Below are 16,445 nucleotides of genomic sequence, written 5' to 3'. Positions count from 1 at the left end.
AACCCTGTTGTCCATGTCGCCCATGTCGCCCCACCTGTCTTCTGCCACGCTGATCTGGAGCCACGAAACCGATACCCAGGCCTTCGCCCGCCGTCTGGCCGCCTTGCCTGGTGTGCGCCATGCCTTCATCGAGTTGCAGGGGGATCTGGGCGCCGGCAAGACCACTTTTGTGCGCCACCTGCTGCGCGAGTTGGGCGTGCAGGGACGGATCAAAAGCCCCACCTACGCTGTGGTTGAGCCCCATGAAGCCCGCCAGGGTGAGCAGGTGCTGCGCATCTGGCACTTTGATTTCTACCGCTTCAACGACCCCCGTGAATGGGAGGAGGCCGGCTTTCGGGACCTGTTTGCCAGCCCGGGCCTGAAGCTGGCCGAATGGCCCGACAAGGCCCAAGGCATGCTGCCCGTGCCCGACCTGGTGCTGCAGTTGACGGTGCTGGGATCGGACGAGACGCCGGATGATGACAGCGCCGACACGGCCGAGGCCCCCGCGGCCGCCCGTCAAGTCGTGCTGCAAGCCGCCACCCCGCTGGGCCAGTCTCTGCTGAAGGCCTTGTGCCCATGAGCCGCCACACCGACCTGAGCCCTGCCAACGAAGCCCCGCGTGTGCCCGCGCTGCTGCGCCGACGCCAGGCCCTGCAAGCCGGCGGCGTGGTGCTGCTGATGGGGCTGACCGAGTTGGCCTGGGGTGCCAGCATCGTGGCCGTGCGGGTGTGGCCCGCGCCAGACTACACCCGGGTGACCATCGAATCCGATGGCGCACTGGCCGCGCGGCAGACTTTTGTGGCCAACCCGCCACGACTGGCCGTGGACATCGACGGCATCGAGATGAACCCGGCCCTTCGGGAGTTGGTGGCCAAGGTGAAGGCCGACGACCCCTTCATCAGCGGGATACGGGTCGGCCAGTACGCCCCAGGGGTGGTCCGGCTGGTGATTGACCTCAAACAGGCAGCCTTGCCCCAGGTCTTCACCCTGCCCCCGGTGGCCGCCTACCAGCACCGGCTGGTCTTCGACCTGTACCCCACGGTGACAGTCGACCCACTGGAAGCCCTGATCGCAGAACGCCTTCAGGACAGCCGACAAGCGGTGCATGCGCCGGCCACCGCCGTCACCACCGCCCCCCCCAGCGGCAGCGCAGGCAAGCCCGCGCCACTGCCCGACCCCCTGGGAGAATTGATTGCGCAGCGCAACCCCCATGCAACCGCGCCCTCCGCAAGCTCCGCCCCCGTGAGCCCCCCAGGCCGCCCGGAGCTCAAGCCCAGCCCCAGCCTCAGCGGCCCCGGCACGAGCCCAACAACCCAGGCTTCAGCCAACGCCAGCCCCCCTGGCCCCGCGCCGCGCCCTGCCAGGCCCCCGGCCAACGACAACGCCGAGACCCAGGCCACCGACCGCCTCATCATCATCGCGCTGGACCCGGGCCACGGCGGCGAAGACCCAGGCGCCACGGGCCCTTCGGGCACGCGCGAGAAGGACGTGGTGCTCAGCATCGCCCACCTGCTGCGTGAACGCATCAACGCCACCACGGTCAAGGGCAACCCGATGCGGGCCTTCATGACCCGCGATGCCGACTTCTTCGTGCCCTTGCATGTGCGGGTGGACAAGGCCCGGCGCGTGCAGGCCGACCTGTTCGTGAGCATCCATGCCGACGCCTTCATCACCCCGGCGGCCCGCGGAGCCAGTGTGTTCGCGCTCAGCCAGAGTGGCGCCTCCAGTGCGGCGGCCCGTTGGATGGCCGACAAGGAGAACCGGGCTGATCAGGTGGGCGGCCTGAACGTGAAGGTGCAGGACGCCACCGTGCAACGCGCCCTGCTCGACATGAGCACCACGGCGCAGATCAACGACAGCCTGAAGCTGGGCACCGCCCTGCTGGGTGAGATCAGCGCCGTCGGACGACTGCACAAGCCCAAGGTCGAGCAGGCCGGCTTTGCCGTGCTCAAGGCGCCCGACATCCCCAGTGTGCTGGTCGAGACGGCCTTCATCAGCAACCCCGAAGAAGAAGCCCGCCTGCGCAGCCCTGAGTACCAGAATCAGTTGGCCGATGCCGTCATGCGGGGCATCGAGCGCTATTTCTCGCGCAACCCGCCACTGGCACGCAACCGCAGTGCCTGAAGCGCCCGCCATGGGGCGCGGTGAGTCGATCAAATTGCCGGCAATTCGTCATTAATGACCGAATAGGCCTATTTTTGAAACATCTGGACTTATCTGAAACCTTGGCAACACATCAATGCCGAGTTTCAAACAGATGGTGGTGGCTCATGTTTGTAAAGTTCCGAACAGAGTCTTGGCGGATCCACCGCCCTCCCGACCTGTTCAAAGGAATCCCATGAAAAACCGCACCCTTCGGATCGCCCCCAGCCTGGCGCGCCCTTCTTCCCGTCGGCTGACCCTGCTCACCGTGCTGGCACTGAGCCTGTCCCTGGGCGCCTGCGCCTCCCGCCCCACCCACCAGCAAGTGGGTACGGTGGCTGGCGCGGTGGTAGGTGGCGCCACCGGCAGCGTGCTGTTCGGCAGCACCCTGGGCGTGGTGGCCGGCGCGGCAGCAGGCGCCTTGGCAGGCAACGAACTCAGCAAGAGCCGTCGCTGACGCTGAGCGCCGTTCACGCACACAGCCGGCGAGCCTGTGTGGTGCAACGGCCCCTTGGAACGAACCGACGTTCTCAGGCCTGGGCCGCCCCACCGGAGCGGCGGCCCTTCCAGGCGCCCCACAGGGCCAGCAGGCCCGGCAGCAGGATCATCGCCCAGATGATTTTCTCGAAATGCTGCTTCACCCAAGGCAGGTTGCCGAAAAGGTAGCCGATGGCGCAGACCCCCACCACCCAGATCACCGCCCCCGCCACGTTATAAGCCGTGAAACGGCGACGGGTCATGGCCGCCACGCCCGCCACAAAGGGGGCAAAGGTGCGAATGAAGGGCATGAAGCGCGCCAGGATCACCGTGATGCCTCCGTAACGCTCATAAAAGGCGTGGGCCTGGTTGAACGCATCCCGGTTGAAAAAGCGCGAGTTCTCCCACTGGAACACCCGGGGGCCGAAAAACCGGCCGATCTGGTAATTGCACTGGTCGCCCAGAATGGCGGCCACCACCAACACCACGGCAGCCAAGGGCAGGTTCAGCAAACCCGCCCCGCCCATGGCCCCGACAATGAAAAGCAGCGAGTCGCCCGGCAAGAAGGGCATGACCACCAGGCCGGTCTCGACGAACACGATGGCAAACAGCAGCGCATAGACCCACAGGCCGTAGTTCTGCACGAAGAACTCGAGGTATTTGTCGACGTGAATGATGAAGTCGATCAATGAGGCAATGATTTCCATGGGCATCCTTTGGCGGCAGATTATGAAGCCGCCAACCGCCAACGTCGTGACAAGCCCCGCTGAGGACCCATGAGCTGCCGGGCCTCTAGAATCCCGGGGTGAACACCGAGCCCTTCCCCCCATCCTCCCCATCTGCCACTTCCGCGCGCCGCCCCATCCGCGAGCTGCCCGATGAACTCATCAGCCAGATCGCCGCAGGTGAAGTGGTCGAACGCCCCGCCTCGGTGGTGCGCGAACTGGTGGACAACGCGCTGGACGCAGGCGCCAGCCAGATCACCGTGCGTCTGCTGGCCGGTGGCGTGCGGCTGATCTCGGTCGAGGACAACGGCATGGGCATCCCCCCCGAAGAGTTGCCCGTGGCCCTGAAGCGCCATGCCACCAGCAAGATCAGCAACCTGCACGACCTGGAATCAGTGGGCACCATGGGGTTTCGCGGCGAGGCCCTGGCCGCCATCGCCTCGGTCTCTGAAATGGCCTTGCTGTCTCGCACCGAAGGGCAACCCAATGCCTTCCTGCTGGATGCACGCACCGGCGAACTGAAGCCGGCCGCCCGGGCCACCGGCACCACGGTGGAGGTCAAAGAGCTCTTCTTCTCAACGCCCGCACGGCGCAAGTTTCTGAAGACCGACGCCACCGAGTTGGCGCATTGCGTGGAATCGGTGCGCCGCCACGCCCTGGCCCGCCCCGAAGTCGGCTTTGCGATCTGGCACGAAGGCAAGCTGGTGGAGCAGTGGCGCGCCTGCCACGGTCCCGAAGCCCATGACCGCCGCCTGGCCGATGTGCTGGGCGAAGAGTTCCTGACCCAATCGGTGGCCGTGTACTTCAATGTGGGGCCGATCCGGGTAACGGGCCGGGCCGGGGTGCCGGATGCGTCGCGCTCGCGTGCCGACCACCAGTTCTGCTATGTGAACGGACGTTACGTCCGCGACAAAGTTCTCACCCATGCAGCCCGCAGTGCCTACGAAGACGTGCTGCATGGCCAACGCCAGCCCGTCTATGCCTTGTCGCTGGAGATTGACCCGACCCGCGTCGACGTGAACGTGCACCCGACCAAGATCGAAGTGCGCTTCCGGGAGAGCCGTGAGGTCCATCAGGCGGTGCGCCATGCGGTCGAAAATGCCCTGGCTGCCCCGCGCGCTGCGCTGGCGGCGGCCGCGGCCGCCGCCGCCCAGCCCCCGGAGTTGACGGGCCTCCAGCCCGACCCGGATCAGGCGCCAGGCCTGGCCGGGACTCACGCCACCGCGCCAGCGCCCTTCAGCGCCCATTGGACCCAGGCCGGCATGGGTTTTCGCCCCGATCCGGTGGGTCACCGCGTGAACGACCTGGCCGCGCTGTGGCAACCTGGCGCCGCCACCGCCAACGGGACCACCCCGCCCTTGTGGGCCGACACGGTGGGGCGCCCGGCCCTCGCTCAGCCCCCCGTTGGCAACCCCAGCGTCCATCCGGCGCTGGGGGCCCCCTCGCCCTACAATCAGGCCAGCCTGGCTGCCCAGCCGGCGCCCACGGCCCTGCCCGACACCGCCGACGACTGGCCGCTCGGGCGTGCGATTGCGCAACTGCAAGGGGTGTACATCCTGGCGGAAAACGCCCATGGCCTGGTGATTGTGGACATGCACGCCGCCCATGAACGCATCGTGTACGAGCGCCTCAAGACCCAGATTGACGAGGCCCCGCTGGCCAGTCAGCCCTTGCTGATCCCGGCCACCTTCGCCGCCACGCCCCAAGAGGTGGCCACGGCCGAGGAATGTGCCGACACCCTGGCCACGCTGGGCCTGGAGATCGTGCCCTTCTCACCCAAGACGCTGGCCGTGCGGGCGGTGCCCAGCACCTTGGCCCAGGGCGACGCGGTGGAGCTGGCCCGCAGCGTGCTGGCCGAACTGGGCCAGCACGATGCCAGCACGGTGGTGCAGCGGGCTCGCAACGAACTGCTGGCCACCATGGCCTGCCACGGTGCGGTGCGCGCCAACCGCCGCCTGACCTTGGACGAGATGAACGGGCTGCTGCGCCAGATGGAAGAGACTGAGCGATCCGACCAATGCAACCATGGACGCCCCACCTGGCGGCAACTGCCCATGCGCGAACTGGACGCCCTGTTCCTGCGCGGGCGCTGAGGGCAGCAAGCCGTCCAGCACCGCCGCCAGGGGGCGGGCACAGGGGCTACATTTGGTGACGAACGCTGGGCGGCCTGCCCGCAAGATCATCCCCCCTGCCGGTTTGTGCGGCAGGCGAAGGGACCCTTGAATGAAGCATCTCGATGCCGCCAGCTTTGTGCAACGGCTGAACCGCCAAAACCCCCACCAACCCGAGTACCTGCAAGCCGTCACGGAAGTGATGGAATGTCTGTGGCCGTTTCTGCAACGCCACCCCCATTACGCGGAACACGCCCTGCTGGAGCGCCTGGTCGAGCCCGAGCGCATCGTGATGTTCAGGATCAGCTGGGTGGACGACCAGGGCCAGGTCCGGGTCAATCGCGGCTACCGCATCCAGCACAGCATGGCGCTGGGGCCCTACAAGGGCGGCCTGCGCTTTCACCCCTCAGTGAACCTGTCGGTGCTGAAGTTCCTGGCCTTCGAGCAGACCTTCAAGAACGCCCTCACCACCTTGCCCATGGGCGGTGCCAAAGGGGGCTCCGACTTCGATCCCAAGGGGCGCAGCCCCGGCGAGGTGATGCGCTTCTGCCAGGCCTTCGTCCAAGAGCTTTACCGCCACATTGGCGCGGACACCGACGTGCCCGCCGGTGACATCGGTGTGGGCGGGCGCGAGGTGGGCTTCATGGCCGGCATGATGAAAAAGCTCAGCAACCGGGCTGACTGCGTGTTCACCGGCAAGGGGCTGAGCTTTGGCGGCTCGCTGATGCGCCCTGAGGCCACGGGCTATGGCACGGTGTATTTTGCCGAAGAGATGCTTCACTCCCGAGGACGCTCGTTCGAGGGCCTGCGGGTCAGCGTGTCGGGTTCGGGGAATGTGGCTCAGTACGCCATCGAGAAGGCCATGACGCTGGGCGCCCTGGTACTGACCGCGTCGGACTCGGGCGGTACGGTGATCGACGAGCAAGGCTTCACCCCTGAGAAGCTCGCGCTGCTCATGGAGATCAAGAACCACCACCGCGGGCGCGTGAGCGACTACGCCGAGCGCATCGGGGCCCGCTTCGAGCCCGATGCCAGGCCCTGGAAAGTGCCGGTGGATGTGGCCCTGCCTTGCGCCACACAAAACGAACTGGACGCCCTGGATGCGGCGGCCCTGATCGCCAACGGGGTGCTGTGCGTGGCCGAAGGCGCCAACATGCCCAGCACCATCGAAGCCGCCAAGGCCTTCGAGGCGGCTGGGGTGCTGTATGCCCCAGGCAAGGCCAGCAATGCGGGCGGTGTGGCCACCTCAGGCCTGGAGATGAGCCAGAACGCCGCCCGCCTGAGCTGGCCACGCGAGGAGGTGGACCTGCGCCTGCGCCAGATCATGAGCGGCATCCACCGGGCCTGCGTGGACCATGGGCGAGATGCGACAGGCCGTGTCAGCTACCTGACCGGCGCCAACGTGGCGGGCTTTGTGAAGGTGGCCGACGCGATGCGGGCCCAGGGCGTGGTCTGACCCGCCCGAGCCGCCCCAAAAGAGGCCAAGCTCAGGCCGGCAGCAGGTGGCGCTTGTCCGCCACCTGGGCCCAGTGCGCATGCTCTGGCAAGGGCGCCTGTCGCTGGCGGATCGGCGTCCAGCCCTCTGACTTGGCGAGGTGAGCGTTGAGGGCCACATAGGGGGCCTGCTCTGGCGTGACCTCGGCGGCGTTCACAATGGCCTGCACCGGGCACTGGGGCACACACACCGAGCAGTCGATGCAGCCATCGGGGTCGATCACCAGAAAATTGGGGCCGGCCACAAAGCAGTCCATGGGGCACACCTCGACACAGTCGGTGTAACGGCACTGGATGCAGGGCTCAGTGACTACGAAAGGCATGGGGCCTCCGCAGCACAGGCGCCAGGCCGCTTGAAAAAATCAGCGTCAGACAAAACAATGGCCCCGCACCCGGGTGCAGGGCCAACAGAAAATCGGGGCGCCACGGCGCAGCCTTTCACGAGTCACGAAAAGCCACCGCAAAGCCTGCGGGAGCGCGCCGATTGTCAGCGAAAGCGGGCCTGTGGCGCGCCACCGCGGCCCATGCCCGGGCTCAGCGCACGGCTTTGGCCAGCGCGGCCCAGGCCTTGAGCGTGGTCGGGTGGGTGAAAGCGGCGCCCGCCACGGGGTGCGACGACAGCTTGACCACCACCATTTCGGCGGCCGGGTTGATGTGGATGAACTGCCCGTGCACCCCGGCGGCCTCGTAGGCCCCATCGGCGTTGTGCAGCACCCACCATTGGTTGCGGTAGCTGTAGCCCGGTCGGGCCGCCTGCAGGCCCTGGAACTTGAACTTTTCGCGGTCACCGCCTCGGGCCGTGTCCTCGATGACGGCCTTGTCGAGGATCTTCTGGCCATTGAAGGTGCCGCCCAGGCGCAACATCTCACCCACCCGGGCCAGGTCGCGGGCGGTGGCGTTCAGGCCAGCCCCCTGTAAGGGCGTGCCCACGCTGTCGACCATCACATAGGCGTCTTCTTCCATGCCCAGTTTCTGCCAGATGCGCTGGCTCATGAGTTCGGCCCAATGCTGGCCTGTGACACGCGACACGATCCAGCCCAGCACCTCGGAGTGCACCGTGCGGTAGACAAAGCCCTCACCATGCTCGCCCTCTTTCTTGAGGGTTTTCAGGAAGTCGTACACCGTGGTGGGGCCCTGGTAACCCGGAGGCCTGGGCAGCAGGCCACTGGCCCAGCTGTAGCCAAAGATCTCGGTGCTGGGGTCGGTGTAGACCTCACGAAAGCGCACCGCACCCGTCATGTCCATGACTTGACGCACCGTCATGTCGCCCCAGGCCGAGCCGGCCAGTTCGGGCACATAGGTGGTCACCAGGGCGGCCGGGTCAAGCTTGCCCTCCTGGGCCAGTTGGGCGGCCAGCAGACCGGTGAACGATTTGGTGACCGAGAACAGCAGATGCGGCGAATGCGGCGTCATCTGGTTGTCGTAGCGCTCGTACACCACCCGCCCCTTGTGCAGGACCACCAAGGCGTCGGTGTAGGTGCTGCGTGCCCACTCATCGATGGTGAGCGACTGGCCCTTGGCATCTTCAAAGCTCACTGGTCCCAGGGGTCGAGGATCGGCCGGCAAGCTGGAGGCCGGGCCCGTGCCACGCCGGATGTTGTGCGTGGGTTGCAGTTCGCGCACATGCTGCACCACCCAACGCAGCTGCGGATACTGGTAGCTGTTGGCCAAGGTGACGCGCTGGGCGGGCTCGGGCGGGAAGGTGCTCATGTAGCCGAGGCGGTCCAGGTTCACGCTGTCGGGAGGGGGCAGTGGCGGGGTCTGGGCCGTCGCCAGCAACGGGGCACACAGCACCGCCAGCAGGCCCATGCGAAAGGTGCTCAGGGAACATCGAAGAGCGGGAAATGCGGTCATGACTAGCCTCCAGGCGTGCCGATCCAGGGATCGCTGAGTGAACGGGGTTAACCAGCCACCTTAGCAAAGGCGGAGGCGCCCCAGGACGGTGCTGCGGGTATGTCCTGTCAGGGATACACCGGCCCGATTCCGTCACCCAGGCGACTGACCGGAGTGCCCTCGCCCTGGCAGGGCCCGGGGTGCTTTCTGATACGCTCGCCCGGATGCCTGCCTCTCGTTCTGCCGCCTCTGCGGCCCTTCCCCAGACCCCCGCCATGAGCCCCGGGCTGGTGGTCCTGATCCTGTCTCTGTTGCTGGGTCTGCAGCCGGTGACCACCGACCTCTACCTGCCCGCCCTGCCGGCCATGAAAGAGGGCTTTGGCGCCACGATGACGCAAGCCCAACTGACGTTGTCGGCGCTTCTGCTGGCTTTCGGCTGCTCGCAACTGGCCTGGGGCCCGCTGTCGGACCGGATCGGACGCCGCCCCGTGCTGTTGATCGGCATGGTGGCCTACACCGTGTCGGCCCTGGGCTGTGCCCTGGCCACCTCGATGGAGATGCTGATCCTGGGCCGCATGGTGCAGGGGGCGGCCATGGGGGCTGGCGTGATGTGCGCCCGGGCCATCGTGCGTGACCTGTACAAGCCACTGGAAGGCGCACGGGTCATGTCCAAGGGCTTGTCCGGCCTGGGTGTGATCGCCTGCCTGAGCGCTCCCCTGGGGGGCCTGCTGTCCGACTGGATGGGCTGGCGGGCCGCCATGCTGGCCCTGGCCGTGTTCGGCGCCGCCACCCTGGGGCTGCTGGGCTGGCGCTTCAGCGAGAGCCTGGCCCAGCGCAACCCGCGTGCCACCCAGCCTTCAGTGGTGTTGCGCACCTGGGGGCAGATCCTGCGCCACCCGACCTTCATCACCTTCTCGGTGCTGACCGCGGCCTCGTATGGCGGGCTGTTCACCTTTCTGGCCTCGTCGTCCTTCGTCTTCATCAAAGTCCTGGGGCTGAGCAAGACCGCCTATGGCCTGTTGATGTGTTCGATGTCTTTTGCCTACTTTCTGGGCACGTTCATGTGCCGCTGGATGCTGCCGCGCCTGGGTCTGCGACGCAGCGTGGCCGTGGCCGGCGGGATGACCCTGCTGGGCGGCACGCTGATGGGCACACTGGCCCTGGCGGGCGTGCACCAGGGCTGGGCCATCATGCTGCCCTATTACATCTTCATGCTGGCTCACGGGGTGCACCAGCCTTGCGGGCAAAGCGGTGCCGTGGGCCCCTTCCCCCAGGCCGCCGGCGCAGCCTCGGCGCTCAATGGCTTCGGCATGATGGTGGTGGCCTTTGGGATCGGGGCTTGGCTGGGGCAGCACATGGACGGCACGATCTACCCTCTGACCCTGGGCGTCTGGTTCTGGAGCGCCTGCATCGCCCTGACCGCCTGGACACTGGTCCCCAAATACGGTGAACCGGCCGCCACCTGAGACCCCTTGCATGACGACTTCGACCCTTCCCTGCCTGGCCCTGGCAGGCCCGACCGCCTCCGGCAAGACGGCTGCCGCACTGGCTTTGGCTGCGCACCTCGCGCCCCATCATCGGATGGAGATCATCAGCGTGGATTCGGCACTGGTGTACCGGGGCATGGACATCGGCACGGCCAAGCCCAGCGCGGCCGAGCTGGCGCAGGTGCCCCATCACCTGATCGACATCCGCGACCCTTTGCAAGCCTACAGCGCCGCCGAGTTTGCCCAAGACGCGGCTGGGCTGATCCAGGCCATCCGCGCCCGCGGCGCCCTGCCGCTGCTGGTCGGCGGGACGATGTTGTACTTCAAGGCCTTGGTGGATGGACTGGACCCGATGCCCCCCGCCAACCCCGAGGTGCGTGCCGCGCTGGAGGCTGAGGCAGCCGAGCGCGGCTGGCCTGGCCTGCACGCCGAACTGGCGCGTGTGGACCCCGCCACGGCTCAGCGCCTGGCCCCGAACGATGCCCAGCGCATCCAGCGTGCGCTGGAGGTGTTCCGGGTATCGGGGCAGACGCTGTCGAGCTTTCATGCCGCACAGCACGGCGACACGACCCGGGGCCTGCCCATCGAACTGATCGCGCTGGAACCCAAGGACCGCAAATGGCTGCACCACCGCATCGAACAACGCTTTGACGCCATGCTGCAACAGGGTTTCATCGACGAGGTCTGCCGATTGCGGGCCCGCGGCGATCTGCACCCGGACCTGCCATCGATGCGCTGCGTGGGTTACCGCCAGGCCTGGGAGGCCTTGTCAGGCCAAGAACCGATGAACGAGTTGCGCGATCGCGGCATCTTTGCCACACGCCAGCTCGCCAAGCGGCAGCTGACCTGGCTGCGCAGCATGCCTCGACGCCACACCGTGGCCTGCGATGCACCCGATGCCCTGCCGCAGGTGCTGGCCCTGGCTGAGGCCCTGCTGCGCAAGAGCGGACAGCTGGGCTGAGGACACGAACACCATGAACGCCCCTGGCCCATTCATGACCAAGCCCGCCATCTGCGTTCAGGGCCTGGGCAAACGCTATGCCGGCGCCCCGGTGTTCGAGCACGTGAGCCTGACTGTCAGTGCCGGGGAGTTTGTCGCCATCATCGGTGAGTCTGGCGTGGGCAAGTCGACCTTGCTGAACTGCCTGGCGGCCCTGGACCACTGGGACGAAGGCCGAATCGATGTGCAAGGCACCGATCTGGCCGGGCTGGACGAAACGTCGCGCGCCCTGTGGCGACGCCAGCATGTGGGCTTTGTGTTTCAGGCCTTTCATGTGCTGCCCCACCTGGACGTGCGACAAAACGTGGCCTTGCCTTTGATGCTGTTGGGCCAAAGCGGTACGGCTGCCCAGGCCCGGGTCTCGGAGATGCTGGCAGCCGTAGGGCTGGCGGGGCTGGGCGAGCGCCTGCCACAGCAACTGAGCGGCGGCCAGTTGCAGCGCGTGGCCATTGCCCGCGCCCTGGTGCACCGGCCCGGTCTGCTGCTGGCCGATGAACCGACCGGCAACCTGGACCCGCAAACCGCCAGCCAAGTGATGGCCCTGCTGTTGCAGCAGACGCGTGAACAAGGGGCCGCGCTGGTGCTGGTCACCCACTCGGAAGCCGCTGCGGCCCAGGCCGACCGGGTGCTGCGGCTGACGGCTCAGGGCATCGCGGCCTAGCCCACGCCCCGGCGGGTGCCGCTTCACTCGATCTTGAGCCGCTGGGCGCTGCCGGCCTGACGCTTTGGAAGGGTCAGGGTGAGAACCCCGTCTTCGTACCGGGCGCGGGCCTGGCTGACGTCCACCTCGGTGGGCAGTTGGATGCTGCGAGCCACCTGACCAAAGTAGCGCTCGCTGCGCAACACCTTGCCATCGCGGGTGGCCTGGTCCTGCTGCCGCACCTCGGCACTGAGGCTCAAAACCTGGCCCTCAAGGGTCACATGCAGGTCTTCTTTGGCGACACCGGGCACCTCGGCGTGCACGGTGAAGGCGGCGTCGCTTTCGGTCACGTCGACCTTGATCTGGGCCGGCGTGGGCAGCCTGTCCCCGTGCAAGGGGCGGATGTAGAAACCGGGGGCGGCATCGCGGAAAAACTCATCGAGCAGCAGGCCCCCGCGTGGGATCAGTGAATTCATGTCGAAACTCCTTCTGGTTGATGACGGGACAGGCCCATGCGGGCCCCCCGTTCAGAAAATAGGGGGTCTGCGCGGCGCATCAAGAGCGGCTTTGGGGTTCAAGACAGACCCTCGCATCCCTGTTTGATCTGGCGCAAAAAGTCGCGATGACGGGTGATGCGAAGGGTCTTGAAAGAGCTGTGCACAATGGCGGCTGATGCCACCGCCACCCCGTCACCGATCGCCCCTCTGGGCCTTGCTTTGCACTTTTTCGTGGCAAGAGTTGCGCCGTCACCCCTGGCGATCACTGGCCGCGATCGTGGCCGTGCTGCTGGGCGTGGCCCTGGCCTTTTCGGTGCATCTGATCAATGCCTCGGCGCTGGACGAGTTCTCGCAGGCCGTGCGCTCGGTCAATGGGCAGGCCGATCTGGAACTGCGCGCCGTGCGGGGAACCTTCGATGAAGCGCTGTACCCCCGGGTGGCCCAACACCCCGAAACGGCCGAGGCCTCACCCGTGCTGGAGCTCAACACCTTGCTGCTCACCACACAGGCCCCGGGCGGTGTGCCCTTGCGACTGCTGGGTGTGGATGCGTTCCGCCTGGCTGGCGTGGCACCCGACCTGATCCCACGCCCCCTGGCTGGCGCAGACCGCCTGGACATCTTGCGACCTGGACGTGTTTTTCTGAATGCGGCGGCCCAGGCTCAAGTCTCCGGCGCTACCCAGGTCCAGGTACAGACCGAGGCGGGCCCGGTGGCGCTTCAGGTCGCGGGCACGCTGGCTGTGACGGGACCAGCCACCGCCGTGATGGACATGGCCGCAGCGCAGGACTTGTTTGACCGTGTCGGTCAGTTGAGTCGCATCGACGTGCGGCTGCAGGCCGGGGTGGACCACGTTCGCTACCTGACGGACCTGAACCTGCCCGCCAATGTGCTGGCCCATGAGCCGGCCGACGCGGGTCAACAGATTGACCAGTTGTCGCGGGCCTACCGGGTCAACCTGACGGTGCTGGCCCTGGTGGCGCTGTTCACCGGGGCTTTTCTGGTGTTTTCGGTGTTGTCGCTGAGCGTGGCACGGCGCACACGGCAGTTTGCGCTGCTGGGCGTGCTGGGCCTGCAACCCAGGGAGCGGGCCCGGTTGGTGCTGCTTGAATCCCTGCTGCTGGGCGGCGTGGGCAGTGGGCTCGGCCTGCTGGCGGGCACCGTCCTGGCGGCCCTGGCCCTGCGCTGGTTGGGCGGTGATCTGGGTGGCGGGTATTTCACCGGTGTGGCACCCAGCCTGCGCTGGAGCCCGGCCGCGGCGCTGCTGTATGGCAGCCTGGGCGTGGCCGCGGCGTTGGCAGGGGGCTGGTGGCCGGCGCGCGCCGCCGCCGCGCTGCCCCCGGCTCAATCGCTGAAAGGGCTGGGAGATGCACCCTCTGCAGCCCATGGGCGCATGGCGGGCCTGATGTTGATGGCACTGGCCGGCGTGCTGGCCTTGTCCCCTCCCTGGTGGGGCATCCCGGTGGCGGCGTATGTGTCGGTGGGTGCACTTCTGGTGGGGGGCATCGTGCTCTTGCCCAGCCTGATGGCCATCATCGATGGTCCACTGGCTGGGGCCCTGCAGCAACACCTGCTGCCCTTGCTGGCGGTGGAGCGCGCTCGCCGAATGCGCGGCATGGCCAGCTCGGCCATCAGTGGGGTGGTGGCCAGCCTGAGTCTGGCCGTGGCCTTGACCGTGATGGTCAGCAGTTTCAGGGTCTCAGTGATCGACTGGCTGGACCTGGTGCTGCCAGCCCCGTTGTATGTACACCTGCAAGGCAGCCAGCAAGCGAGCGAAGTACTGACCTTGCCAGAAGACTGGCTGAACCAGGCGGTGGCACTGCCCTCGGTACAAGCCAGCAGTCGATTGCGGGTGCGCGCGCTGCAGCTGATGCCTGGGCGGCCCAAAGTCACCCTGATCGCCAAGGACCGGCTGGATGACTCCAAAAGCCTGCCATTGCAAGGAAAGATTCTGGACACACCGACCGGCGCGATTGGGCTTTACGTGAGCGAGGCCATGGTCGACTTGTACCAGGCACGCCCTGGCGAAGACTTCGACTTGCTGGCCAAGGCTTTCCCGCATCGGGATCCGGCACCCACATCGCCGGCGACCCGCTTCTTTGTGAAAGGCATCTGGCGAGATTACGCCCGCCAGTCCGGTACGTTGGTGATGGACCGGGCCGACTACCAGGCCTTGAGCGGGGACTCGCAAGTGAACGATCTGGCCCTTTGGCCACGCCCTGGCGTGGCTGAATCGGTCGTGCAAGCTGAGCTGCTGGCCCTGCCTTCCAGCCAAGGCGGCAGCAGCAGGCCGCTGGCGCTGGAGATCGCCTCCTCGGCAGAGATCCGTGAGCGCTCCTTGAAGATTTTCGATCGCAGCTTTGCCGTGACCTACTGGCTGCAGGCCGTGGCCATTGGCATCGGCTTGTTTGGCGTGGCGGCCAGCTTCAGCGCCCAGGTGTTGGCACGCCGCAAAGAGTTCGGCTTGTTGACCCACCTGGGGCTCACCCGCCGGCAAATTCTGGCCGTGGTCGCCGGTGAGGGGCTGGTCTGGACCAGCATCGGTGCCGCGGCCGGACTGCTGCTGGGGCTGGCGGTGGCCGTGCTGCTGGTCAAAGTGGTGAATCCCCAGAGTTTTCACTGGAGCATGGAGTTGCATGCCCCCTGGAGCCGATTGCTGGCCCTGTGCCTGGCCACGGTCGCAGCCGGCACGGTGACGGCCTGGCTGGCGGGGCGGGCGGCGGTCAGCCGCGATGCGGTGAGCGCCGTGCGAGAAGATTGGTAAACCTTGTCACCCATGAACCCTTTGTCCAAACCGCAGATGCTGAAACGGCGTCAATTCAATGCCCTGGCCTGGAGTCTGGTGGGTGCGGGTGCCCCCATGGGGGCCCTGGCCAAGGGGCCGCTGCTGTCCAGACCACCGCTGCAATTTCCAAGAGACTTTGGCAGTCATCCTGAGCAGGGCATTGAGTGGTGGTACGTGACGGGCAGCGCTCAATCCGGTTCGCGGATGTTTGGCTACCAGATCACGTTCTTCAGATCCCGCGTGCAGGGTGTGCCCAAAGGACGTTCGGCCTTCTCCCCCCAGCAACTGGTGTTCGCCCATGCTGCGCTGACCGATGTGCAGGGCAAACAGCTTTGGCATGACCAACGCAGTGCACGCGCAGGCATGGGCTTGGCCGAAGCTGGCACCCAAGACACTGAGGTGCACTTGCATCCCTGGTCGTTTCGGCGTGTCAGCCACACCCAAGAGGGCAGCCAGTACGAAGCCCGGATTCAGAGTGACGCCTTCGAGCTGCACCTTGACTTCAAACCCAGGCAGCCACTGCTCCTGCAAGGCCTGGAGGGCTATTCTCAAAAAGGGCCTCAGGCCACGCAATTCAGTCGCTACTACAGCGAGCCTCAGATGAGTGTGCAGGGGCACATCCAGTTGCAGGGTCAGCGCTTTGTTCTGGATGCAGGGACCGAGCACCGAGCCTGGCTGGACCACGAATGGAGCGATGAACTGATGGCCCCCGAAGCCCAGGGATGGGACTGGATGGGCCTCAATTTCCTGGATGGTTCAGCCCTCATGGCGTTCCGGATGCGGGACCGTGCCGGTGACGCGATGTGGGATGCCAGCACTTTTCGGGATGCCCAAGGCAAGCAAACCGTCACGGCGCCAGGCCAGGTGCAATTGATACCGGGCAAGCGCTGGAAAAGCCCCAAGACCCAGGTGGAGTATCCCGTTGAATGGAAGTTGGTGCTGCCAGGGCAAGCGCTCGTCGTCAAAGCCGTCATCGAGGCCCAGGAGCTGGACAGCCGCGCATCAACAGGTGCGATCTACTGGGAGGGCTTGAGCGAGGTGTTCGACGTTCAGGGCCGATTGCTGGGCCGAGGCTATGTGGAGCTGACGGGGTACGCGCAGGCGCTGAGGCTGTGATCGGAGAGGGCAGCGGCAAGCGTTGGCCCTGAAGCTGCAGTGGCGTACTCTGGAGCCCCAAAGACAAAACCCCCGCCAGTTGCCTGGAGGGGGTTTTGAGGGCTGTAAGAGCCTGACGATGACCTACTTTCACACGGGAACCCGCACTATCATCGGCGC

Annotated in this window: 14 protein-coding genes; 10 read left to right on the top strand and 4 right to left on the bottom strand. The window is 66.5% G+C overall.

Features of this window, described 5'->3' with window-relative positions; translation table 11 throughout:
• Positions 1–22 precede the first annotated feature (22 nt).
• The 3 genes from tsaE (at position 23) to AC07PT_RS24320 (ending at position 2,581) form a co-directional block, all read left to right on the top strand.
• Entirely contained in the window at positions 23–562 is a 540-nt protein-coding gene (gene tsaE / locus AC07PT_RS24330) for a tRNA (adenosine(37)-N6)-threonylcarbamoyltransferase complex ATPase subunit type 1 TsaE (RefSeq protein ID WP_494658458.1), read from the top strand.
• The gene (locus AC07PT_RS24325; protein WP_494658422.1) at positions 559–2,106 is read left to right on the top strand and encodes an N-acetylmuramoyl-L-alanine amidase; all 1,548 of its coding nucleotides are present in this window, start codon (positions 559–561) and stop codon (positions 2,104–2,106) included. Before tsaE ends, AC07PT_RS24325 begins: the two co-directional genes overlap by 4 nt.
• Positions 2,107–2,320: 214 nt before the next feature.
• On the top strand, positions 2,321–2,581 hold the full coding sequence (locus tag AC07PT_RS24320; RefSeq protein WP_494658421.1) for a YMGG-like glycine zipper-containing protein: 261 nt from the start codon (positions 2,321–2,323) through the stop codon (positions 2,579–2,581).
• Positions 2,582–2,654: 73 nt separating this feature from the next.
• On the opposite strand, the gene AC07PT_RS24315 is transcribed toward AC07PT_RS24320, so the two are convergent.
• On the bottom strand, positions 2,655–3,308 hold the full coding sequence (locus AC07PT_RS24315) for a DedA family protein (protein ID WP_492348654.1): 654 nt from the start codon (positions 3,306–3,308) through the stop codon (positions 2,655–2,657).
• A gap of 98 nt (positions 3,309–3,406) precedes the next feature.
• Here AC07PT_RS24315 and mutL point away from each other — a divergent pair, with 98 nt between their 5' ends.
• Together mutL and gdhA are read left to right on the top strand one after the other, a co-directional pair.
• Positions 3,407–5,419: a DNA mismatch repair endonuclease MutL gene (mutL, locus tag AC07PT_RS24310; protein WP_494658420.1), complete on the top strand. Its 2,013-nt coding sequence runs from the start codon at positions 3,407–3,409 to the stop codon at positions 5,417–5,419.
• Between the two features lie 130 nt (positions 5,420–5,549).
• Positions 5,550–6,893 carry an NADP-specific glutamate dehydrogenase gene (gene gdhA / locus AC07PT_RS24305; protein ID WP_492348652.1) on the top strand — a complete coding sequence of 448 codons (1,344 nt, stop codon included), beginning with the start codon at positions 5,550–5,552 and terminating at the stop codon, positions 6,891–6,893.
• A gap of 31 nt (positions 6,894–6,924) precedes the next feature.
• Here gdhA and fdxA read toward each other — a convergent pair whose 3' ends face one another.
• Entirely contained in the window at positions 6,925–7,254 is a 330-nt protein-coding gene (fdxA, locus tag AC07PT_RS24300; protein ID WP_494658419.1) for a ferredoxin FdxA, read from the bottom strand.
• A gap of 211 nt (positions 7,255–7,465) precedes the next feature.
• A complete protein-coding gene (locus tag AC07PT_RS24295; protein ID WP_492348650.1) occupies positions 7,466–8,785 on the bottom strand; it encodes a serine hydrolase domain-containing protein in 1,320 nt (439 codons plus the stop codon).
• A 254-nt stretch (positions 8,786–9,039) separates the two neighbouring features.
• Between AC07PT_RS24295 and AC07PT_RS24290 the strand changes: the two genes are divergently transcribed.
• The 3 genes from AC07PT_RS24290 to AC07PT_RS24280 are packed head-to-tail and all read left to right on the top strand — an operon-like array spanning position 9,040 to position 11,912.
• A complete protein-coding gene (locus AC07PT_RS24290; protein WP_492348649.1) occupies positions 9,040–10,230 on the top strand; it encodes a multidrug effflux MFS transporter in 1,191 nt (396 codons plus the stop codon).
• 10 nt (positions 10,231–10,240) lie between these two features.
• The gene (gene miaA, locus AC07PT_RS24285; RefSeq protein WP_492348648.1) at positions 10,241–11,212 is read left to right on the top strand and encodes a tRNA (adenosine(37)-N6)-dimethylallyltransferase MiaA; all 972 of its coding nucleotides are present in this window, start codon (positions 10,241–10,243) and stop codon (positions 11,210–11,212) included.
• Positions 11,213–11,225: 13 nt separating this feature from the next.
• Complete coding sequence (locus tag AC07PT_RS24280; RefSeq protein WP_492348647.1) at positions 11,226–11,912, top strand: ABC transporter ATP-binding protein; 687 nt, start codon at positions 11,226–11,228, stop codon at positions 11,910–11,912.
• A gap of 23 nt (positions 11,913–11,935) precedes the next feature.
• Here AC07PT_RS24280 and AC07PT_RS24275 read toward each other — a convergent pair whose 3' ends face one another.
• A complete protein-coding gene (locus AC07PT_RS24275; protein WP_492348646.1) occupies positions 11,936–12,367 on the bottom strand; it encodes an Hsp20/alpha crystallin family protein in 432 nt (143 codons plus the stop codon).
• 196 nt (positions 12,368–12,563) lie between these two features.
• Here AC07PT_RS24275 and AC07PT_RS24270 point away from each other — a divergent pair, with 196 nt between their 5' ends.
• Both AC07PT_RS24270 and AC07PT_RS24265 read left to right on the top strand, forming a co-directional pair.
• A complete protein-coding gene (locus AC07PT_RS24270) occupies positions 12,564–15,149 on the top strand; it encodes an FtsX-like permease family protein (protein ID WP_494658418.1) in 2,586 nt (861 codons plus the stop codon).
• 12 nt (positions 15,150–15,161) lie between these two features.
• Complete coding sequence (locus AC07PT_RS24265) at positions 15,162–16,286, top strand: lipocalin-like domain-containing protein (RefSeq protein ID WP_494658417.1); 1,125 nt, start codon at positions 15,162–15,164, stop codon at positions 16,284–16,286.
• Positions 16,287–16,445: the final 159 nt, after the last annotated feature.

This window comes from Curvibacter sp. GW821-FHT09D12, from assembly GCF_059416245.1.
This window is presented reverse-complemented; position numbering and strand designations above follow the sequence as displayed.